15 protein-coding genes and 2 pseudogenes are annotated in these 22,044 nt (G+C 69.7%); 8 read left to right on the top strand and 9 right to left on the bottom strand.

Annotation, left to right across the window (positions count from 1 at the left end; translation table 11 throughout):
* The first annotated feature begins 562 nt into the window (after nucleotides 1-562).
* From AC3IYJ_RS39255 to AC3IYJ_RS39245, 3 genes and pseudogenes are all read left to right on the top strand, one after another.
* Nucleotides 563-787, top strand: a complete 225-nt coding sequence (locus AC3IYJ_RS39255; RefSeq protein ID WP_489399248.1) for a hypothetical protein — start codon at nucleotides 563-565, stop codon at nucleotides 785-787.
* A 37-nt stretch (nucleotides 788-824) separates the two neighbouring features.
* The gene (locus AC3IYJ_RS39250; protein WP_489399247.1) at nucleotides 825-1,595 is read left to right on the top strand and encodes a bestrophin-like domain; all 771 of its coding nucleotides are present in this window, start codon (nucleotides 825-827) and stop codon (nucleotides 1,593-1,595) included.
* A gap of 356 nt (nucleotides 1,596-1,951) precedes the next feature.
* Nucleotides 1,952-3,162 (top strand): annotated as a pseudogene (locus AC3IYJ_RS39245) (IS3 family transposase).
* Between the two features lie 28 nt (nucleotides 3,163-3,190).
* Here the strand turns inward: AC3IYJ_RS39245 and AC3IYJ_RS39240 are convergent.
* A pseudogene (locus AC3IYJ_RS39240) lies at nucleotides 3,191-3,610 on the bottom strand (transposase); the annotation flags it as partial.
* Nucleotides 3,611-3,738: 128 nt separating this feature from the next.
* Between AC3IYJ_RS39240 and AC3IYJ_RS39235 the strand changes: the two are divergent.
* A complete protein-coding gene (locus AC3IYJ_RS39235) occupies nucleotides 3,739-4,869 on the top strand; it encodes an IS701 family transposase (protein WP_489403059.1) in 1,131 nt (376 codons plus the stop codon).
* 171 nt (nucleotides 4,870-5,040) lie between these two features.
* Here AC3IYJ_RS39235 and AC3IYJ_RS39230 read toward each other — a convergent pair whose 3' ends face one another.
* From AC3IYJ_RS39230 to AC3IYJ_RS39195, 8 genes are all read right to left on the bottom strand, one after another.
* On the bottom strand, nucleotides 5,041-6,087 hold the full coding sequence (locus AC3IYJ_RS39230; protein ID WP_489399246.1) for a sugar phosphate isomerase/epimerase family protein: 1,047 nt from the start codon (nucleotides 6,085-6,087) through the stop codon (nucleotides 5,041-5,043).
* 203 nt (nucleotides 6,088-6,290) lie between these two features.
* Entirely contained in the window at nucleotides 6,291-7,700 is a 1,410-nt protein-coding gene (locus AC3IYJ_RS39225; RefSeq protein WP_489399245.1) for an alkaline phosphatase family protein, read from the bottom strand.
* Nucleotides 7,697-9,031 (bottom strand): metabolite traffic protein EboE, encoded by a 1,335-nt coding sequence (gene eboE, locus AC3IYJ_RS39220; protein ID WP_489399244.1) that lies wholly within the window; start codon nucleotides 9,029-9,031, stop codon nucleotides 7,697-7,699. Before eboE ends, AC3IYJ_RS39225 begins: the two co-directional genes overlap by 4 nt.
* Nucleotides 9,031-9,882, bottom strand: coding sequence for a TatD family hydrolase (locus AC3IYJ_RS39215; protein WP_489399243.1), 852 nt, complete (start codon nucleotides 9,880-9,882; stop codon nucleotides 9,031-9,033). Before AC3IYJ_RS39215 ends, eboE begins: the two co-directional genes overlap by 1 nt.
* Nucleotides 9,882-10,616: an EboA domain-containing protein gene (locus AC3IYJ_RS39210; protein ID WP_489399242.1), complete on the bottom strand. Its 735-nt coding sequence runs from the start codon at nucleotides 10,614-10,616 to the stop codon at nucleotides 9,882-9,884. Before AC3IYJ_RS39210 ends, AC3IYJ_RS39215 begins: the two co-directional genes overlap by 1 nt.
* A gap of 80 nt (nucleotides 10,617-10,696) precedes the next feature.
* The gene (locus tag AC3IYJ_RS39205; protein WP_489399241.1) at nucleotides 10,697-11,641 is read right to left on the bottom strand and encodes a sugar phosphate isomerase/epimerase family protein; all 945 of its coding nucleotides are present in this window, start codon (nucleotides 11,639-11,641) and stop codon (nucleotides 10,697-10,699) included.
* Nucleotides 11,638-12,696: an SCO3242 family prenyltransferase gene (locus AC3IYJ_RS39200; RefSeq protein WP_489399240.1), complete on the bottom strand. Its 1,059-nt coding sequence runs from the start codon at nucleotides 12,694-12,696 to the stop codon at nucleotides 11,638-11,640. Before AC3IYJ_RS39200 ends, AC3IYJ_RS39205 begins: the two co-directional genes overlap by 4 nt.
* Complete coding sequence (locus AC3IYJ_RS39195) at nucleotides 12,693-13,952, bottom strand: inositol-3-phosphate synthase (RefSeq protein WP_489399239.1); 1,260 nt, start codon at nucleotides 13,950-13,952, stop codon at nucleotides 12,693-12,695. The genes AC3IYJ_RS39200 and AC3IYJ_RS39195 overlap by 4 nt, the downstream gene beginning before the upstream one ends.
* 473 nt (nucleotides 13,953-14,425) lie before the next feature.
* Between AC3IYJ_RS39195 and AC3IYJ_RS39190 the strand changes: the two genes are divergently transcribed.
* From AC3IYJ_RS39190 to AC3IYJ_RS39175, 4 genes are all read left to right on the top strand, one after another.
* Nucleotides 14,426-15,406, top strand: coding sequence for a sugar phosphate isomerase/epimerase family protein (locus tag AC3IYJ_RS39190; protein ID WP_489399238.1), 981 nt, complete (start codon nucleotides 14,426-14,428; stop codon nucleotides 15,404-15,406).
* 417 nt (nucleotides 15,407-15,823) lie between these two features.
* A complete protein-coding gene (locus AC3IYJ_RS39185; protein WP_489399237.1) occupies nucleotides 15,824-19,111 on the top strand; it encodes a PQQ-dependent sugar dehydrogenase in 3,288 nt (1,095 codons plus the stop codon).
* A gap of 167 nt (nucleotides 19,112-19,278) precedes the next feature.
* Nucleotides 19,279-20,472 (top strand): ROK family protein, encoded by a 1,194-nt coding sequence (locus AC3IYJ_RS39180; RefSeq protein WP_489399236.1) that lies wholly within the window; start codon nucleotides 19,279-19,281, stop codon nucleotides 20,470-20,472.
* Nucleotides 20,469-22,016 (top strand): sugar ABC transporter ATP-binding protein, encoded by a 1,548-nt coding sequence (locus AC3IYJ_RS39175; protein WP_489399235.1) that lies wholly within the window; start codon nucleotides 20,469-20,471, stop codon nucleotides 22,014-22,016. The genes AC3IYJ_RS39180 and AC3IYJ_RS39175 overlap by 4 nt, the downstream gene beginning before the upstream one ends.
* Nucleotides 22,017-22,044 lie beyond the last annotated feature (28 nt).

Below are 22,044 nucleotides of genomic sequence, written 5' to 3'. Positions count from 1 at the left end.
AAGCAAGCACGCTACGCGAACACGCACACCGGCTGATCAACGCCACCGCCGATCTGAACTGGCACGGCCCACAAGCAGACGCCTTTCGCAACCACGTCAACGAACTCGCCCAACGCTGCAGAACTGCCGCCGAAGGACTAGCCCTCTCTGCGACCCACCTCGAAAGCCAACCAGGACGCCCATGATGCTCCCGGCACGCACAAGGAGCCTGCTGGCGGTCCCGGTCCTGCTGTGGGTGGCGTTGTCCGCCACGCCCGCCGTGGCTGACAGCCGCGCCTACGCAACGACCGATTCCGGCGACGGCTCGGCCGCCACCACCGTGGTCGCTGTGGCCTCCGGCGGCCGCCGTGGAGACGGCCCAGGTGGTGGCCATCACGGCGACGACCACGGCGGAGGCCACGGGGAGGGCCGTCACGACGGGCACCACTGCCCGCCGCCGCCTCCCCCGCCGTGTCCCCCGACGCCGACACCCACCCCGACCCCGCCGCCAACACCGAAACCCGCTCCGCCGCCCCCCAAGCCCGCACCGCCACCACCCGCACCGAAACCGGTGCCCAAGCCTGTGCCCAAGCCTGTGCCCAAGCCGGCTCCGAAGCCCGAACCGATCCAGGCGGCAGCAGCGCCCGTCCCCATGGTGACACCGCCGCCCCCGCACAAGAAGGCGGCCCAACCCGCCTACCACGCCCCGTCCCGCAAGCCGGTCGAGCACCACATCTCGCCGGTGACCTTCACCCTGCTGACCGCGGCTCCCGCCGTGCTCGCGATCCTCGCGCTGCGCCCGCGCTAACCGCTTCGCCCCACTTGTAAACGATTCAGGAGTCATCTTGTCGGAATGGCTCGTCCTATCCCTCGCAATGGCCGCGGCCTGCGCCGTGGTGCTGACCATCGCCTTCTTCAACCAACGCAGGATCGGCGAGGACGACGATCCGAACGAGACCCCGGATGTCATCGAGTACATGACGATGATGATCGGGGTGATCTACGCGATCGTGCTGGGCCTGGCGATCGCCGGTGTCTGGGAGGGCCTAGGCGCCGCCCAGGAGCACGTGCGCCAGGAGGTGCAGGCCCTGCACGAGATCAGTGTCCGCTCCGAGGTCTACCCGCCCGACGTACGCACCAAGATCCGGTCCGACGTCGACACATACGTGACGTATGTGGTGAACGTGGAGTGGAAGGAGACGGCCGACCCCGGCACCCTCACCGACCGCGGCGGGCAGCTGCTCGAACGTATCCGCCGGGACGTCACCGACTACCAGACTCAAACCGACCACGAAGCGCAGGCCTACCAGCCGCTGGTCGACCAGGTCGCGGCGGTGGACGAGGCCCGCAACGCGCGCGGCCAGAACGCCGGCGACACCCTGCCAACGGTGGTGTGGTTCGGCCTGATCGCCGGCGCCCTGGTGACGGTGGGTCTGATCTTCACCCTGCAGATCCGGCGGTCGTTCCGCGAGCTCCTGCTGGCCGGCCTGTTCAGCGCGCTCATCGCGTTCCTGCTCTTCCTCATCTGGGACTTCGACGCACCCTTCGGCCAGGGCATCGTCGCCACCCCTGAGCCGTTCTTCGACCATTTCCCACACCTGGGACTCAAGGGCTAACCCCTGAGCCACCCGAACCATCCGGTGACGCTCCGTCATCCTGGGCATCATTCTTCGGTCGTGTGAGACCTTGCCGGAGTTGGTGTTCCCGCACCTGGTAACGGTGCTGGTGGAACGCGTGGTGGGGGTCTGTCAATCGAACGGCCCTGTCTCACATTCGGTGGTGACGGAGGGTGGTGTTATCCGAGGAGGATGCGGTGGCGAAGGAGGTTGCAGCCTGCTCGGCCGTGCATCTGGCGTGCGATCCGTTTGGTCTTGGTGTTGACTCCTTCGGTGGGGCCGTTGCTGTACTGAGATGACCCCTTTGGTGTGGACACTCGACAATGGATCTTGAGGGTCCGAGGAAGGGTGTCCTGGTGGGACGTAGGTCTCCGTATCCGGAGGAGTTCAGGAACGACGCTGTGGCGCTGTACCGAGCCGCGGCTGGCAGGCGTACCTACTCGGCGGTTGCTGCGGACGTCGGGGTGACCGGCGAGACTGCGGAGCTGGGTCCGGCAGGCCGACGAGCAGGCCGGCCGGGTGAGTGGCGGCGAGGGCGCGTCGGAGAGCCGGGACGAGGAAATCGTCCGGCTGAGAGCCGAGCTGGGCCGGCTGCGCAAGGCGGAGAAGGAGTGGGAGCTCGAGCGGGAAATCCTGCGGCGGGCGGCCCAGTATTTCGCCAAGGAGATGAGGGCATGACCGGCCGCTGGGACTTCATCTCCGCCCACCGCGCCGAGTACGGCGTGCAGCGGATATGCGGGGTCCTGGGCATCTCGCGCTCGGGCTACTACCGGTGGCTCGGCGGGGCAGGAGCCCGTCAGGTTCGCCGGGCGGCCGACGATGCCTTGGTTGCGGAGATCCGTGAGGTCCACGCCGACCACCGCGGAACGTATGGAGTGCGCCGGGTCCACGCTGAACTGCCGGGCTTCGGTCGCACCGTGAACCGCAAGCGCGTCGAAAGGCTCATGAGGCGGGAGGGGATCGAGGGCCGGCATCTGCGCAGGCGCAAGCGCACCACGGTCCCGGACCGGCTAGCGCCGCCCGCCCCGGACCTGGTCCGACGCGACTTCACCGCCGCCGCACTCGATGAGAAGTGGTGTGGAGACATCACATACGTGCAGGTCGGCGGCGCATGGCATTATCTGACCTGCGTGATCGACATCTGTTCGCGTCGGGTGCTGGGCTGGTCGATGGCCACCCACATGCGCACGGAACTGGTCGTCGACGCGCTCACGATGGCGGTGTCGGCCCGAGGCGGCCACGTGGCCGGGGTGATCTTCCACGCGGACAGGGGCTCGCAATACACCTCCGCCGCGTTCGCCCAGGTCAGCGATGGTTTCGGGATCCGCAGGAGCATGGGGCGCGTCGGGTCGAGCTACGATACGCGCTGGCCGAATCGTTCTGGCAGGGACTGAAGCGAGAGGCCCTGCGCAGGCCGTTCACGACGATCCGTCAGGCCAGGCTGGAAATATTCCAGTGGCTCACCTACTACAACGTCCGCAGGCGCCACAGCTCGCTCGGCTACCTCTCACCCGCCGAGTTCGAACATCAGCAACAGCGAGGCCGTAAACTCACACTCGCTGCATGAACCCCTGTGTCCACACTCCGGGGGTCACCTCACTCCGTGCTGCCCCCTTTTGCCGGGCTGTCTCCTGCTCCTGCACGGCTTCTTCCAGGGCCTTCATCAGGTGCTTACTGACCCGCATTCCCGCGGCGTCGTGGTGGGCACGGACCGTGGTGGAGTCCACGCTCACCAGCGACAGGTCCGTCCTGCCGACACTGGCACCCTCTGCGATCAGGCCTTCCAGCAGGGCCGTGAACACACCGGCGTCCCGCCACACGCGGAAGCGTCCGTAGACGGTGGCCCAGGGGCCGAACTCGGCAGGCATCTCCCGCCACTGCCCACTGGAGCGGAACCGCCAGATCACACCCTCGAACTGCTCCCGCAACCGTTCCAGGTACGGGCCGTACCTACCGATCGGCAAGTACGGCTCGATGAACTTCCACTGGGCATGGGTGAGTTGCCGACGCGTCACAACCCCAGTCCTACCGGATTCCACCCCTCAAGCAGGCCAGAACCCAGCAGCTGATCACGACATCACATAGGCCCTAGTACTGCAATCACACTTGTGTGTGGTTGAGTTGGTGTGTGACTGAGCTCGGGGTGGGGTTGGTTGAGGAGTGGGACGGGGTGTTGGCCGGGTTGCATGCCCGGTTCGCGTCGCGTTTCGTGAGGTCGGAGCCGCGGGGTCGGGCGCTTGCGTATATGCGTGGGCTGGTAGCTCCGTTGGAGCGGAAGAACGGCTGGACGCTTGCGGAGCGGGCGGGTGATCGGCTGCCGATCGGGATGCAGCGCCTGCTGGGTGAGGCGGACTGGGACGCGGAAGCGGTCCGTGACGACGTGCGGGACTACGTCGTTGAGACCATCGGCGACAAGGGCGCGATCCTGATCGGCGACGACACCGGCTTCCTGAAGAAGGGTGTGCGCTCGGCCGGCGTCCAGCGGCAGTATTCCGGCACCGCCGGACGTACCGAAAACTGCCAGGTCGGCACGTTCCTGGCCTATGCCTCGTCCAAGGGGTGGGCCCTGATCGACCGGGAACTGTATCTGCCCGTCTCGTGGACGGACGACCGCGCGCGATGTCGTGACGCGGGAATCCCCGACGAGGTTTGCTTCGCGACGAAGACCGAACACTTCAAGGCGATGCTCGTCCGTGCGGTGGAGGCTGGCGTCCCGTTCGCGTGGGTCACCGCGGACGAGGCCTACGGACAGTCGAAATCGCTGCGGTGCTGGATGGAACAACGGTCCATCAGCCATGTGATGTGTGTGAAGACCAGCGACACCGTCATCACCCGCGGCATGGGCGAACGCCGGGTCGACAACCTCGTCGCCGGCCTCGCGCCGCAGTCCTGGAAGCGCCTGTCCGCCGGCAAGGGATCCCACGGCGAGCGCATGTACCAGTGGGCGCGGATCCCCATCCGGATCTGGTGGGAGAACGGCCACGGCCACTGGGTCCTGGCCCGCCGCAGCCTCAAAGACCCGACCGACATCGCCTACTACGTCTGCTACGGACCTGTCGGCACCCGGATGAAAGACCTGGTCAGGGTCGCCGGCGCCCGCTGGGCCGTCGAAGAATGCTTCCAGACCGCCAAGGGCGAGTGCGGCCTGGACCACTACCAGGTCCGCCTCTACCACGCCTGGTACCGGCACATCACCCTCGCCATGGCCGCCCTCGCCGCACTCAGCGCCGTCCGCGCCCACGAACTCTCAAAAGGGGAAACAGCGGTGGCCTGATACCGCTGTCCGTAGCGGAGATACGCCGCCTCATCGGCCACCTCCTCCACCCCACCACCTCACCATCCACCACCATCTGCACTGGTCACACTGGCGAAGACTCAGTCAGACACGCGCCCGCGACAGCCACTACAAACAACGCGGGCATACCCCTTAACTGTGATTGCAGTACTAGACGCCCGTCCCGCCTCCGCTTCCCACCTCGCCATCCGCATCGCTGTTGGGGGCGAAGGCCGCGTCGAAGGAGCGGGCCGGTGGAGCGAAGGCGAGGCGGCGCAGAAAGGCGAGGGCCTCCGGGGCGCCGTGCAGCCGGTCCATGCCCGCATCCTCCCACTCGACCGATACGGGGCCCGAGTAGCCGATGGAGTTGAGCATCCGGAAGATGTCTTCCCAGCGCACGTCGCCGTGGCCGACGGAGACGAAGTCCCAGCCGCGGTGCGGGTCGCCCCAGGGCAGGTGGGAGCCGAGCCGCCCGTTGCGCCCGTCGAGCCGTTTGCGGGCCTCCTTGCAGTCCACGTGGTAGATGCGGTCGCGGAACTCGTCGAGGAAGGCGACCGGGTCGAGGTCTTGCCAGACGAAGTGGCTGGGGTCGAAGTTCAGCCCGAACGCCGGGCGATGGTCCACTGCCCGCAGCGTGCGCTGGGTGGTCCAGAAGTCGTACGCGATCTCGCTGGGGTGCACTTCAAGGGCGAACCGCACCCCCTCGGCGTCGAAGACGTCGAGCAAAGGGTTCCATCGTTCGGTGAAGTCGGTGTAGCCGCGTTCCACCATCGACTCCGGCACCGGCGGGAACATCGCGACGGTGTGCCAGATGGACGAACCCGTGAAGCCGACCACCGTTCGTACCCCGAAGGCCGCGGCGGCGCGCGCGGTGTCCGCCATCTCGGCTGCCGCCCGCCGCCGTACGCCCTCGGGTTCGCCGTCACCCCAGACCCGGGCCGGCAGTATCGCCCGGTGGCGCTCGTCGATCGGGTGGTCGCAGACAGCCTGGCCGACCAAGTGGTTGGAGACTGCCCAGCACTTCAGGTCGTACTTCTCCAGCAGGGCATGACGGCCGGCGAGGTATCCGGGATCGGCCAATGCCTTGTCCACCTCGAAGTGGTCGCCCCAGCAGGCTAGTTCCAGACCGTCGTAGCCCCAGTCTCGGGCCAGCCGGCAGATCTCCTCCAGCGGCAGGTCGGCCCACTGTCCGGTGAAGAGGGTGAAGGGTCGAGGCATGGATGTCGTTTCCGTTCTACGTGTGCTTCGTACGGCGGGCCGGTGGGGGCGGGAGCAGGAGGCCGGTGGACATGGCGGGCCCGACCCGGGGCTCGGTCCGGTGGGATCGACTGGGCCGCGGTCCGTCCGGTGCCCGCGGCCTGGGGAACCGTCGTGCAGGTCAAGACGGTTCGCCACGGCTCGGCGGGCACCAAAGGGGTCGCTCACCCCGTTGGCCCCGTCGCCCCGGCCAGCCCGGCCAGTTCCAGCAGCAGCGCTTTCACCTCGGTCGCGGCCACGCGGTCGCGCGCCCCCGACGCGTCGGAACAGAGCAGTACGGGGGTGTCGTGGTCGCTGTCCGGCAGGCGGCCGTGCGATCCGCGGACCGACCTCGCCCCCGCGTCCAGCCCGACGACGTCCATCAGGTAGCGCATGCCGAGCTTCTTGCGGGCCAGCGCGAGCGCCGCGCGCCGTTTCGCGGCGCCCGGGTCGGCCGGGTCGAAGAGGAGTTCGGCCGGGTCGTAGCCCGGCTTGCGGTGGATCTCCACGATCCGGGCGAAGTCCGGTGCCCGGCGGTCGTCGAGCCAGTAGTAGTACGTGAACCAGGCGTCCGCCCCAGCCACCAGCACGAGCTCGCCGGACCTGGGGTGGTCCAGCCCGTGCGCGGCCTTGCCCTCTGCGTCCAGCACCAGCTCGACACCGGGGAGCTGCTCGCAGACCTTGCGGACGGCGGACAGATCGGCCGGGTTGCGTACGTACACATGGGCGACTTGGTGGTCGGCGACGGCGAAGGCCCGCGAGGTCCACGGGTCGAGGCACTCCATACCGGCCTGGGTGTGCACCCGCAGCAGTCCCTCCGCCCGCAGCGCCCGGTTGATGTCCACGGGTCGGCTGACATCGGTGATGCCGTACTCGGACAACGCGACCACGGTGGTGCCGCGGGCCTCGGCGGTGTCCAGCAGCGGGGCCAGTACGCCGTCGAGTTCCCGCGCAGCGGCGGCTGCGCGCGGATGGGAGGGACCGAAGCGCTGAAGGTCGTAGTCGAGATGCGGGAGGTAGGCCAGGGTCAGGTCGGGGCTGTTCTCTGTCAGCATCCGCCGGGTGGCACGGCTGATCCAGCGGGAGGAGTCGATACCGGCGCCGGGACCCCAGTAACTGAACAGCGGGAAGGCGCCCAGGGAGGCGGTCAGCCGGTCGCGGAGTCCGGGCGGGTCGGTGTAGCAGTCGGGGTCCTTGCGCCCGTCAGCGTGGTAGACCGGGCGCGGGGTGACCGTCCAGTTCACATCGGCGCCCATCGCGTACCACCAGCAGATGTTTGCGACGGTGTACCCGGGGGCGGCCCTGCGCGCCGCGTCCCACAGTTTGTCCCCGCCGACCAGCGCGTTGTGCTGACGCCACAGCAGTACGTCGCCGAGCTCCCGGAAGTACCAGCCGTTGCCGACGATACCGTGACCGGAGGGAAGTTCACCGGTGAGGAAGGTGGACTGCACGGGACAGGTGACGGCCGGCAGCACGGTGTCCAGCGGTGCCCGGAAGCCCCGTTCGCCCACGGCTCGCAGCCGCGGCATGTGCTCCAAGTGCCTCGGGGTGAGCCCGACCACGTCGAGCACCAGCAAGGACCGCTTCTTGATCACGCGGTCACCTCCTTCGGATCCATCGGCTGCCGGGGCGCCGGCTCCATCCCCCACATGCGCATCATGAACTCATCCCGTGCGAAAGCCAGTTCCGCCGCGATACCGTCGGCGAGGTCCCCGTCGGTGGCGGGGCGCCGCGCCTCTGGCAGCACGCCCCATGTGTAGGTCTCGACCTCGAAGTGGTCGCAGGCGGGCTGCGGGCCGGACAGCAGGGCATCGAGTCCGGCCCGCAGCACCTGCACGGTCGTGCCGAGCGGCGCGACCGGTTCCGCGTGCAGGGGCACGTGGTAGTGGATCCGCCAGGGGCCTGGCAGATCGCGGTCCAGCGCCTCGCCCAGGTCGTCCGCCCGCACGCCCGGGGTACCCGGGGAGGCGGTCGGATGCCGGGCGTGGCCTCGGATGTCCGGGGTTGCCAAGCCAGTGGCCGGGTGCGGGACGTCGTCCGGCACGTCCGACGGCCGTGCGCCGGAGATCCGGTGCAGGCCGCCACGGCGTACCTCCGCCGCCCGCGGACCGGAGACCTGATGCAGGAAGCGGGGCTCGGCCCACTCGCGGAGCATCTCGCGTGCCCCGCGCGGGTCGTCGATCTCCAGCGCCGCGGAGACCTGCACCTTGACCACGGGCACCCCTGCCGCCGCCAGCGTGGCCAGGGCCCGCTCCGGCTGCTCCCAGGCACAGGCGACATGGGCCAGGTCGAGGCAGACGCCGAGCCGTTCTGTGTCGGTCCCCGCCAGAACGGCCACGGCCTGGTCGGTGTTCTCCACCACACAGCCCGGCTCCGGCTCGAACGCCACCCTGACCCGGCGCCCGGTCCGTGACTCCAGGTCCGCGAGTCCCGCCGCGAGCCTGTCGAGAGCACGGCGGCAGATGTCGGCCCGCCTCGGGTCCCAGGGGGTTCGCCAGGCCAGCGGAAGCGTCGAGACCGAACCGAGGTCGGCGTCGGCGGGCAGCAGTCCGGCCAGCACCCGGGCCAGGTCGAGGGTGTAGTCGAGGCGTTCCGGCCGAGTCCAGTCCGGGTGGTAGACGGCGTGCTTGACGACCGGGTCTTGGAAGGACCGGTACGGGAAGCCGTTGAGCGTCACCACCTCCAGCCCATGGGCGTCCAGCGCGGCGCGCAGTCGGCGCAGCGCCCCGGCGTCCCCGGCGAGATGGGCCGCGACCGGTGCGGCGAGCCACAGCCCTACGCTGAGCAGCGGGGTGTCCAGGCGGCGGCGCACCTCGGCAGCGTGGCGCCGAAGCTGGGAGACGACACCTGAGAGGTCCTGGGCTGGGTGGACGTTGGTGCAGTATCCGAGGTGCAGGGTCTGCCCTCCGGGGTGGCGCAGTCGCATCAGCTACCCCCTCGGCGTACGGAGTTGCCCGCGAAATCCTGCTCCGGGGCCTGGTGCGCGGAGAGGTCGAGCCGACCCGACTGGGAGTAGAACTCCACCGGGTTGCGCCACATCACCTGGTCCACATCGTCGGCCCCGAAACCGGCGTCGAGCATGGCCCGGGCAGTGGCGTGGGTGAGCAGCGGATCGGAGTGGCCCCAGTCGGCGGCCGAGTTCACGATCATCCGCTCCGTGCCATAGCGCCGGAGCAGGCCGATCATCCGGTCGGCGGTCATCTTGGTGTCGGGGTAGATGGAGAATCCCAGCCAGCAGCCGGACTCCAGGACTGCCTCGACGGTGGTCTCGGTGAGATGGTCGACGAGTACCCGCTCCGGGCCGATCCCGGACTCGGCGACCACGTCCAGGGTGCGCCGGGTGCCGCCCTCCTTGTCGCGGTGTGGAGTGTGCACCAGCGCGGGCAGGCCGTGCTCCACGGCCAGGGCGAGCTGCGCAGCGAAGGCCGTGTCCTCCTCGGGGGTGACCGAGTCGTAGCCGATCTCACCGACGGCGACGACGTTGTCCTTCTCAAGGAAACGGGGAAGGACGTCCAGCACGTCGCGGCAGCGGGGGTCGTTGGCCTCCTTGGGATTGAGGGCCAGCGCGCAGTAGTGGCGGATGCCGTACAGCGAGGCCCGGTAGGGCTCCCAGCCGAGGAGCGAGTCGAAGTAGTCGGTGAACGAGCCGACTGAGGTGCGGGGCTGGCCCAGCCAGAAGGCGGGCTCCACGACGGCCCGCACCCCGGCCTCGAACATGCGGCGGTAGTCGTCGGTGGTGCGTGAGGTCATGTGGACGTGCGGGTCGAAGATGCGCATCAGTTCTTCTCCTCCGGGCGGCTCTTGTCCTCCAGGTGACGCAGCAGGGCGGCGGCGTCCTGCGGCACGGGGCGCCTCGCGGCCCGCCGTTCGCGGACGAACCCGGCCAGCATGCGCTCCAGTACGGCGTCCGCCCGGTGGTCGAGGTCCGCGACCAGGAGCAGAGGGACGCCCACGAAGACGCACTTCAGCACGGCCTGCCGCCACATGTCCTGGCCCAGTGCCCGCGCGGCCGGTCCCACGGCCGCGGCCAGCAGCCTTGCGTCGTTGGTGCGTACCGCGTCATGCAGGAGCTCCACCGCCGCATCGAACCGGGGCAGCAGGGGCAGAGCCCGCAGCACCGCCCGTTTTTCGGCGGCGTCTCCGAACCGGTAGACCTCCCGCACGAGGGACACGGCACCCGCCTCCGGCAGCCCGAGGGCGTCCAGCAGCAGTACCCGGGCCGCCTCGTCGGCGCACCAGCCGGGTACAGCGGGCAACGCACCGCGCCCACAGCGGCGCGCCGCCGCAGCGAACAGGACGCCGACCAGGGCTGGTTCGCCCGGCAGCGCGTCGAGCACGGAGGCGAGCCACGGCTCGCCGGCGTGCCCCGCGAACGCGGCGCGCAGCGCGGGAGCGGGCGGCGGGGCTGCCGCAGGCTGGGCGACGGGAGATACGGGCTCGGGCATCACCAGGGGTGCGGCTCCGGCCCCAGACCCGGCTTCGGCTCCCGCCAGGGCCTCGGGGGTGGACACGGCGGCCCCTGCCACCTGTCGTGGTGAGGGATCCGTCACCCACCACGGCACGGACTCAGCCCCATGTGGCCTGGGTGTAGTCATGTCGCGCTCCGCTCGCCGGCACCTGCCACGGACCGCGACGCGCACCCGGCCATTTCTGCCTCCCGCAGGAACACATACGACGCCTGCGCCACCACGGGCGCGGCATGCGCCTGACGCGGTAGCTCAACAGAGACCAGACCCTGGTATCCGGCGTCGGCGAGCGCACGCATGACCGGAGGGAAATCGATCTGCCCGGCACCGAATTCCAGGTGCTCGTGCACCCCGCGCCGCATGTCGTCGATCTGCACGTTCACCAAGTACGGAGCCGCCGCCGCGACGCACTCGGGCACCGGGTCCGGCTCCACGCAGCGGCAATGGCCGATGTCCAGAGTGAGCCCGAAGCGGTCGGGGCCGCCGAGGTCGCGACGCAGCGCCCCCCAGGCGGCGACGGTGTCCACCAGCATGCCCGGCTCGGGTTCGAACCCAAGCGTCACTCCGGACCGCTCAGCCGCCGCGACCATGCGTTCGCAGCCTTCCACGAGACGACGCCACGCCATCTCGCGCGGAACTCCCGGGGCCGCAGCTCCCGACCAGAACGACACTGCCTCCGCGCCAAGTTCGGCTCCGACGGCCACGGCCCGGCACAGATAGTCCAGCCGTGTCGCGGGGTCCTCGTCGAGCAGGGTGGGAGCGTGCTTGTGCCATGGATCGAGCAGATAGCGGGCGCCGGTCTCGATCACCACGGCCAGCCCGAGGTCGCGCAGCCGGTCGGACAGCCGGGCCGTGCGCCGGGCCAGGCCGGGCGCGAACGGGTCTAGGTGGTGATGGTCCAGAGTCAGCGCCACGCCCTGGTATCCCAGGTCGGAGATGACGCGCAGCGCGTCGTCGAGCCGGTGGTTGGTGAATCCGTTCGTGCCGTAGCCGAACCGCAGCGGGCGCTCGGCGCCGGCCGCGACCCGGCCTCCCGTCCACGCCCGGAACCGGTCTTCCTTGTGTGTCATGTCGGTGACACCTTTCTTCCCAGGAACTGTCCCGCCAGTGCACCGGTGGCGACCGCGAGTGCGGCCGTGCCCCGGCCACGACGGGCGGTGAGCGCTGCCTGGAGCAAGGGGAGTGCTGTGATTCCGGCGGCGACCGCCGTACGGACCGGGCCGGGGCCGGGGTCTCGTAGGGCCCTTGCCTGGGCAGTGCCGTACTGCATGGCGTAGCCGCAGGCCAGCGCCAGGGCGGCGGGTACCGCTCCGAGGATGGTCCCGGGGGCTGCCGCCCCGGGTCCAGGACCCGGGTGTGCGGCGCTCGGGTGTGCTCCCGGCGCCGCGCGCGGGTGTGGGGTGTGGGCCGTCCCGGGCCGTGCGCCGAGCGCCGTCCTCGGGCGGGTTCCCGAACCTGATGAGCAAGCTGCTCCGGGGTCCGAAGCGGTGTGCCTCGGCCGGCATGGGGCGAGGCTCGCGGCACCGGCGAGCAGTGCCGTCGCTACGAGTGTCCCGGCGGGGACGGCGCGCCGCACACCCCGTACCTCTCCGTGGGATAGGACGGTGACCGTCCACGTGTGCGCGCCTATCAGTAGCCCTTCGGGCAGCGCCCGGCGAAGGCCGCCGGGAGAACCAGGCGCGCCGGGACTCGCGCCGAGCAGTACGTTCAGGGTGCGGCACGCCCCCATGACCGCGGGCCCGGCCGGGGTGCCCTTCGCGACGAGGTCGTATGTCCACACCGCGCCGGCCAGAGGTACGGCGACCGCCGCGGCCCGGGGCCCGCCGGCCCACGCGGCCACCACCAACCCGGCGCCGGTGAGCCCCACGGCGAGTGCGAGGGCCGTACCGGGTGCGACCCGACCCTCGGGGATGGGCCGTTCGGGGCGTTCCTCGGCGTCGAGTTCGCGGTCGGCCCAGTCGTTTGCCGCCATGCCCGCCGAGTAGAGCGCGGCCGACGCGACCACCAGACCCAGCGTGCGGTGCGGCGATACCCGCGCGGCCGTGCCGCCGGCCACGAGGTCCCCCGGCACCGACAGAAGGGCGGGTGCGCGAACAAGCTCGGCGAGGTCGCGCAGGGAGGTCACCGGCCCGCTCCTGTTCCCAGCGGACCGGTCTCTGCTCGCAGCGGGGCCACGTCCATCCCCGGTGAATCCGCACCCGATCCCGCCCGCCCCGGGGCCGTTCCCGTCCCCAGCCGTTCTGCGAAGGCCAGCAGGTTGTCCCACTGGGCGGCGAGTGCGTGCGGCGCCCGTTTGTCGGACGAGGGCGGGTCCAGCGGATCCTTGAAGAAGAAGGAGAGTTCGTGCAGCGGCCCACCGACGCCAGCCCGGTGCGCGGCGGCGGTCAGCCGGGCGAGGTCCAGGACCAGCGGCGCGGCGAGGGCGGAGTCGCAGCCGTGCCAGGTGAACTCCATCCGCATCCGGGTGCCCAGGAACCCGACGAAGGTGACGAGGTCCCAGGCGGTCTTGAAGTCACCCAGGTCCTCGACGAAGTCGATCCGGCAGTCGCCTTGCGGATCGTGTCCGAGGATCTCGCCGAGAACCCGCTGTTTGCTGGCCGTCTTGGCCAGGTTGGCGTCCGGGTCCGTGAGGTTCGCCCCGTCGCCGCCGCCCAGCAAGTTGACGCCGGACCAGCTGCGCACCTGAAGGTGGCGCATCGCGAACATGGGGGCGATGACAGACTTCAGCAGGGTCTCGCCCGTCTTGCCGTCGTGGCCGGCGTAGGGCAGTCCCCGGTCCCGGGCCAGTTCGGCCAAAGCGGGCAGCCGGGCGCCGGCGGACGGAGTGAAGTCGACGTACGGGCAGCCCGCTGTGAAGGCCGCGTACGCGTAGAGGGAACTGGGCGGGAGCACGGTCTCGGTGGTTGCGAGCGCGGAGCGCAGTTCGTCCAGGCTCCGGTGTGCCGGATGCGGCTCCAGGATGGGTTCGGTGCTCGACACATTGACCACGACGGTGCGGTCGAGCCGGTGGCGGCGAGCGAAGTCCTCAAGGTCGGCGCGGATCGCCTCCGCCTCCTCCTCCTGCGTGGTGAGGCCCTGCGGGGCGGGCCGTATCTCCCGCTCGACGGTCTCGATCTCCTCGTCGAGGGCGCCGGGCAGCAGGGCGGGCAGCACACCCGATTCGGCGAGGCTCTGGGCCTTCTTCATCAGGGGGACGGAGGCGATGTCGTGCCCGCCGACGACTAGTTCGTCCCAGTCGGGCAATCCCGCCGGGGCGAAGGGCGGCAACGCGGTCACGGATCCGGTGGACGGGGCGAGACCGGCGCGAAGGGCCAGAAGGCCCAGGGTCGAGGTGACCGCGACGGAGCCGCGGGCGCCGATCAGCCAGAGGCCAGTGGGCATGGTGCTCTCCTGTGGTGCCGACGGTGCGGAGAAACGCGGGTGACGGGCGCACCTGGAACGGAGGCGGGGCGCGCAGAAGGCGGCAAGGGGGAATGAGGGGGAGGCGCGCCGGAAGGGATGCCATCGAGGTGTGACGCCTCACTGGGACCGAGTGCATCCGTGTGGTGGCCGACGCTGATGAGCGTCGCCCTGACGACCGGGCGATGTCAACCCACTACGACCGACTAGGGCCGAACATTTCTCAACACGAATCAATCTTTTGGTGATTCGCAAAAAAGTTGACTCTGTTTCTGGTTCAACCTCTAGACAACCTCAACTTTGGCCTCTTACTGTCTCGCCACGGCTGAGACATTTCGCCGACGTTACGCGTACATGCCTCAATTGACGGGCTGACCGCGCGGCCCAGGTCTGAGCCAGCCTCACCCCCCACGTGTGTTCTGTACTTCTCCGCCCGCACACAACGAGGAGTAACCGTGAGCAAGTCGCGCAGGGATTTCGACCGCAGAGCCTTTCTGAGAGCCACTGCCGGTGCCACTGTGGCCATCGGCGCGGCCTCGCTGGCGGGTGCCTCGCCCGCCGCCGCCTCGAAGCCCGACTGGGCGGGGGCCGGCGCCCTGTCCATTCCCCGGGACAGGATCTCCATCCAGCTGTTCACCATCCGGGACAAGGTCAGGGACCTCGGATTCGCCGTCGTGTTCGAGGAGCTGTCCCGCATCGGCTTCACGGAGGTGGAGTTCGCGGGCTACACCCAGTCCACCGCCATCCTGGGCCGGCAGATCACCGTCCCTGAGATCCGGCGGCTGCTCGACGCCAACGGTCTGCGTGCCGTGGGCAGCCACCTCTCCATCAACGCCCTGCGCACCAACCTCCAGCAGGAGCTGGACAACGCCCAGATCCTGGGCATGCCGCACGTCGGCACCGCCAACGCGCCCTCGGCCACGAACACCGTCGACGCCTACAAGGCCGCCGCGGACGAGTTCAACGTCTGGGGCGCGGCGGCGAGCCCCCGCGGTCTGAAGCTCTATCAGCACAACCACGCGGGCGAGTTCGCCTTCGCCACCGACCGACCCAAGGTCCGGCTGTACGACGTGTTCCTGGGGCACACCGACCCGCGTCACGTCTACTTCGAGATGGACGTCTACTGGGCCTACGTCGGCCAGTACCGCTTCCCGGGCTTCGACCCGGCCGCGTACGTCCGTGAGAACCCCGATCGCTATCCGCTGTTCCACATGAAGGACGGCGCCTCCAACCCGGCCAGCGCCAACGGCTACGACATCGTGGAGTTCGGCGCAGGCGACCTGCCCTGGAAGCGGTTCATCCACTCCATCGGCCCGCGCGGCCAGCACGTCGGCATCTGGGAGCAGGACAATGCCCCGTCGACGCTGCCCAACCCTCCCGGCTCGCTCGGCGCAGCCGAGCGCAGCTTCGAGGCGCTCTCCGCATTGCTCGACTGAGCGGCCCGCGCGACGCGTCGCGACGAACGCGTCCGAAGGACACCGGTTGCGACCGGTCGACGAGGCACGGCACAACACCTCGCTGGAGGGCACCGGCTGACGGACTCCCGGGAGAATCCCGGATCAGAGCTCGGCTGCAACTCCTTGCCGAGGCATCTGCCGCTCGCGTCCTCGCCACCGGGGTTCAGCGCAAGACCCGGACGCGGGTCGTCGGCATGAGGCCCAGGCGCCCGGCGAGCACAGCCCCTGGACGCCCGATGCGACGTCCTCTGACACCGACAACGCCCACGCCATGCGACCCGCGTACACCGGTGGCCGGACCAGCCGTGTCACCCGCACCGACGACACGGTGCGGACGGCGGCCCGGCCTCGGTGAGCACCTCCAGGCCGCCCTATGAGCAGAGGAGACACCTCACCATGCACCGTACCCTGAGACGCTGGACCGCGGGGATCACCCTCGCGGTCCTGCCCGCGCTCGGGCTCACCGCGCTCGCCGCCCCAGCCGCAGAGGCCCACGAGGGCCACGAGGGCCACGAGGCCGCGACCGATTGGTCCCACTACGAACGCACGACGCTGACCAAGAACGTGGGCGAGCCCATAGACCTCGCCGTCATGCCCGACAGCCGGGTGCTGCACACCGCCCGCAACGGCGATCTGCGGATGACCGATCCCTCGACGGGCGTGACCCGCGTCGTGAACCACGTCGACGTGTACAACAACTCCGAGATGGGGTTGCAGACCGTCACCCTGGACCCGGCCTTCAACGAGAACAAGTGGGTCTACCTCTACTACTCCCCGCCACTGGACACCCCGGCCGGATCGGCGCCGCAGACACTGCCGGCCGGCGCGGACGACTCGTACTGGGACCGGTGGAAGGGCTACGACCTGCTGGCCCGCTTCAAGTGGACGGGCGAGAAACTGGACCTGTCGAGCAAGCAGGAGATCATCCGGGTCGACACCACGCGCGGCCAGTGCTGCCACGAGGCCGGTGACGTGGACTTCGACGCCGATGGCAACCTCTACCTCTCGACCGGCGACAACACCCCGGCCAGCGGTCCGAACGTCAACGGCTATGCGCCGAACAACGACGCTCCCGGCTACAACCCGGGCCTCGACACCCGCCGCGGCGCCGGCAACACCAATGACCTTCGGGGCAAGATCCTTCGCATCCACGTCAAGGAGGACGGCGGCTACACCATCCCGGACGGCAACCTCTTCCCGTCGGGGACTGCGAAGACCCGCCCGGAGATCTACGTCATGGGCGTACGCAATCCCTTCCGGATCGACGTCGACGACAAGACCGGCGCCCTGTCCTGGGGCGACTACGGTCCCGACGCCGGTACCGCCGACCCGAACCGCGGACCCATGGGCTACGTCGAGTGGCAGACCACCGGCAAGGCGATGAACAGCGGCTGGCCGTTCTGCACCGGCGACAACTCCCAGCCCTACCGCGACTTCGACTTCGCGACCCTCACCTTCGGTGACGCCTACGACTGCGCGGCCCCGGTCAACGACTCCCGCTGGAACACCGGTCTGACCAATCTGCCCCCAGCCGTCCCGGCCACCCTCTGGTACGGCGACCGGGACACCGACCAGCCGTGGCCCGAGCTGACCAACTTCAGCCCCACTGGCGGTCAGGCGCCGATGGGCGGTCCCGTCTACCACTACGACGCCGCCAACCCGGCCAGCACGAAGTTCCCTGAGTACTGGGACGGAAAGGCCTTCTTCGGCGAGTTCTCCCAGGACTACGTCGCCGCCTTCACGGTGGCCGGCCCCGACGGCCCTGTCGGCAAGCTGGAGAACTTCCTGCCCAACTCGGCACTGACACAGGCAGCCCAGCCGGTGTGGGACAACCCCATGGACCTGGAATTCGGCCCCGACGGCTCCCTCTACGTCCTCGAATACGGCGACGGGTTCTTCCGCCAGAACCCCGACGCGGGCCTGTACCGGATCGACTTCGCCGAAGGCAACAAGGCGCCCACCGCCCGGCTCACGGCCTCCCCCACCTCCGGCAAGGCGCCGCTCGAAGTGAAGTTCTCCGGGGCGGACTCCACAGACCCCGAAGGCGGCACGCTTCAGTACCAGTGGGACTTCGACGGTGACGGCACCTTCGACGCCACCGGCGCCACGGCGGAGCACACCTACTCCGACAACGGCCAGGTCCAAGCCCGCCTGAAGGTGACCGACCTGCAGGGGCGGTTCGGGCTCGCCTCCCGGCAGATCACGATCGGCAACACCGAGCCCACCGTCACGCTCAGCTCCCCGGCCGACGGCGGCTTCTTCTCCTGGGGCGACGCCATCCCGTTCGAGGTCAAGGCCGACGACCCCGAGGACGGCTCCGACATCGTCTGCGCCAAGGCAGTCTGGACCTTCGGTATCGGCCACAACGAGCACGGCCACCCGGTCAACAGCGGTACCGGATGCACAGGAGCGGTGGCCACACCCGCCGACGGAGGACACGGCGCGACCGAGAACGTTTTCGGTGTCCTGAGCATGGCATACACCGACAAGGGTGCGAACAGCGTCCCGCCGGCCACCGGCGAGACCCAGGTCATCCTCAATCCCAAGGAGATGGAGGCCGAGCACGCGGACGCGGTCAATGGTGTGACGGTCTCCGACGACGCGAGCGCCTCGGGGGCGCGCGCGGTCACCTCCTTCGACGAGGGCGACTGGATCGCGTACGACCCGGTCAACCTGTCCGGAATCAACGCCGTGAAGACCTCCGCCACCGGAACCGGGAAGCTCCAGCTGCGCTGGAACTCCGCCGACGCCAAGCCGTTCGCAACGGTGGAGATCCCTGCCGGGGACGGGTGGCAGACCGTCACCACCTCTCTGGCAGACGCGCCCCCTGGCACCGGAAAGCTGTACGTGACCTCGGGTGGTGGCGTGACAGTCGACGCGTTCACCTTCGTCGGAGACGGCGTGGCTGACAAGACCGCACCGAAAGCCACCGCGTCGCTCAACCCCGCGGGACCGAACGGCAGCAACGGCTGGTACACCTCCGACGTCAGCCTCACCGTCACCGCCACCGACAACGGCACAGTCAGCAGCCGCCAGTACTCCGTGAACGAAGGCGCCACCTGGGCCTCGGCGAACAACGCCGTCACTCTCTCCGCCGAGGGCACCACCACCGTGCTGTACCGGGCGACGGACAACGGCGGCAACGTCTCCGAGACCGGCCGCCTCACCGTGAAGATCGACAAGAGCAAGCCCACCGTGGAGGTCTCCGGGCTGACGGACGGAAAGAGCTACGGCGACTCCGAGCGTCCGGAACTGGCCTTCAGTGCCAAGGACACCGTGTCCGGCGGCGCCACCGCCAGGGCCACTCTCGACGGAGCGCAGGTATCCGCCGGAAAGCTGGACCTGTGGCGGCTGCCGCTCGGCGCGCACGAACTGGTGGTCACCGGCACGGACGCGGCGGGCAACACCGCCAGTACGACGGTGAGGTTCACCACGGGTACCTCGTTCGCCGGTGTCACGGCGCTGATCAAGCGATTCCACGACGAGGCCCTGATCACGGACGAGGGCGCCGAACAGCTCGGCGGGCGCATCGAACAGGCCCGCATCCACGCGGAGGCCGGCCGCGCCGCCCAGGCGGCCAAGGCGCTCGACAAGTTCGCTGCCACCGCCTCCGACCGGAAGCTGGTGATGAAGGACGAGGTGACCGCAGCGCTGGTGCGCGACGCAAAGGCGCTCAAGGGCTAGCGAAGGCGCTGAGCCACGACCCGTGAAGTTCTCCCGGGTAGCCTCCCCAGGCTGCCCGGGACCCTCGGGACAGCCGGCGGCGAGACTTCTAGTTGATTATTCAAAAGCATCGGTGAAATCTGCGAAAGCACCGACGTCGTCTGTCAAAACGTCCTAGCGTGCCGTCCATGAAGACCATCAAGCGAGGTGAGGGCATGAGCATCGAATACGACGTGCTCACCCGGCTGCGTGATCACGGTCCGCTGTCCCGGGCGCAGCTCGCCGACGGACTGCACATCCCCCGGCCCCGGCTGCTGAACGAGGTGAGCCGTCTGGTCCTGGACGGGCGGCTGGCCGAGGCCGGTCCCGCCGCGTCCCGCGGCGGGCGCCCGTCGACCCTGGTCGAGCTTGATCCGCGGATCCGCTTCGCCGCTGTTGACCTGGGCGCCAGTTCGATCGACGTCGAGATTACCGACGGCCGACTCACCCCCGTCGCCTCGGCCGCGGAACCCTGCGACATCCGCCTCGGCCCGGAGGCGGTGCTGCGGCGAGTGACCGAAATCCTCTCGAAGCTGCGCGCCCAGAACGGTGCGGACCGGCTGGACGCGCTCGGGATCGGACTGCCCGGACCGGTGAGCTTCCGAGAGGGGCTGTCCGTCTCCCCGCCGATCATGCCGGGCTGGGACCGCTTCCCGGTCCGCGAATCGCTCTCCCGGGAGATCGGCTGCCCGGTCGTGGTCGACAACGACGTGAACGTCATGACGCTGGGCGAGCACCACGGCGGCGTCGCCCGGCACACCCCGGACCTACTCTTCGTCAAGATCGGCAGCGGCATCGGCTGCGGCGTCCAGGTAGGCGGGGAGATCTACCGGGGTGCCGAGGGCAGCGCCGGCGACATCGGCCACATCCAGATCGAAGACGACGGACCGGTCTGTTCCTGCGGCAACACCGGCTGTCTGGAAGCGTACTTCGGCGGTGCCGCCCTGGCGCGCGACGCCGCCCGGGCCGCCCGGTCCGGAGCGTCTCCCGCGCTGGCCGAACGGCTCGCCGTGAGCGGGGAGCTGACCGCCCGGGACGTCGCCGACTGCGCCGCAGCCGGGGACGTCGCCTGCACCCATCTGATCAGGGCCGGGGGCCGCAGGGTCGGCAAGGTGCTCACCGGACTCGTCAGCTTCATGAACCCCTCGATGATCGTCATCGGCGGCGGGCTGGCCGGACTCGGCCCCACCCTGCTCGCCGAGATCCGCGCGGTCGTCTATGCACGGTCCCTGCCACTGGCGACGGGAAACCTGCGCATCGTCCTGTCCGAACTGGGCCCCCGCGCCGGAGTGGCAGGATCCGCCCTCCTCGCCAGCGAACTCGCGTACGGGAGATTCACATGAACGAACCCGCCGGCACACCGCCGGACGACACACCCCTGCTGCGCCTGACCGGCGTGGTGAAGGACTTCCCTGGCGTCCGCGCCCTGGACGGAGTGGAACTGACCGTCCGGCCCGGCGAGGTGCATTGCCTCCTCGGCCAGAACGGTGCCGGAAAGTCCACCCTCATCAAGATCCTCTCCGGGGTCCACCAGCCCGACGCCGGAGAAATCACCTGGGAGGGCAAGCCAGTGTCCTTCGCCGGCCCTCAGGCCGCCATGAAGGCCGGCATCGCCACCATCTACCAGGAACTCGACCTGGTTCCCGACATGTCGGTGGCCGAGAACATCTTCCTGGGCCATGAGCCCCGCAGGACCGGGGGCTTCGTGCGCCGCGGGGAGATGGGGCGCCGGGCCGCGGAGGTCCTCACCCGCCTCGGGCACGGCGAGATACCCATCGCCCGAGCCGTCAGCAGACTCCCCGCCGCCGCCCAGCAGATCGTCAGCATGGCGCGGGCGCTCTCCAGGGAAGCCCGGCTGCTGATCATGGACGAGCCGAGCGCCGTACTCGCCCACGACGAGGTCGCCAACCTCTTCGGGACCATCCGCGAACTGACAGCCCAGGGCATCACGATCATCTACATCTCGCACCGTCTGGAGGAGATCCGCGAGATCTGCGACCGGGTCACAGTACTCAAGGACGGCCGCACCACGGCCGCGAATCTGCCGGCCAATGCGCCGACGGGCGAACTCGTCAGCAGGATGACCGGCCGTTCCCTGGAGTACGTCTTCCCGCCCCGGCCCGAGGCAGGACCCACGTCGAACGAGCTGCTCCGGGTCGAGGACCTCACCCGGCACGGAGAGTTCGAGGACGTGTCCCTCAGCGTACGGCCCGGGGAGATCGTTGGCATCGCAGGTCTCGTCGGCTCCGGCCGGTCCGAGCTGATGGAGACGGTCTTCGGCGCTCGCCGCCCCGACGGCGGCCGAGTGCTGGTGAACGGGCGGCCGCTGCGTCCCGGCAGTGTGCGCTCCGCGGTCCGTGCCGGTCTGGGGCTGGCCCCGGAAGAGCGCAAGAGCCAAGCTCTGCTGATCGGCGAACCCGTGCAGCGCAACATCGGTCTGGCCACCCTCGGCCGCCACTCCATCGCGGGGTTCCTTCGCCGCTCCGCCGAGCGGGACGCGACCGTCGCCGTCGCCGAGCGGCTGGAGCTGCGCCCCCGGGACGTAACCCGTAAGGCGGGCACCCTCTCCGGAGGCAACCAGCAGAAGGTCGTGGTCGGCCGATGGCTGCTCGGCGGCACCCGGCTCCTCCTCCTCGACGAGCCCACCCGCGGCGTGGATGTGGGCGCCAGGGCCGAGTTGTACCAGGTCATCCGGGACCTCGCCGCCGACGGGGTCGGCGTACTGATGGTCTCCAGCGAGGTGCCCGAGGTACTGGGCCTGGCCGACCGGATCCTTGTGATGTGCGAGGGCCGCATCGTACGGGAGGCCGCGGCCGCGGAGATCGACGAACACACCGTGCTCGACCTCGTCATGGCGGGGTCTGTGCTGAGAGGGACGACACCGTGACCCATCTGGCCTCGTCCACCGCCCCGGC

The sequence above is a fragment of the Streptomyces sp. GL_140 genome, assembly GCF_057834465.1.
This window is presented reverse-complemented; position numbering and strand designations above follow the sequence as displayed.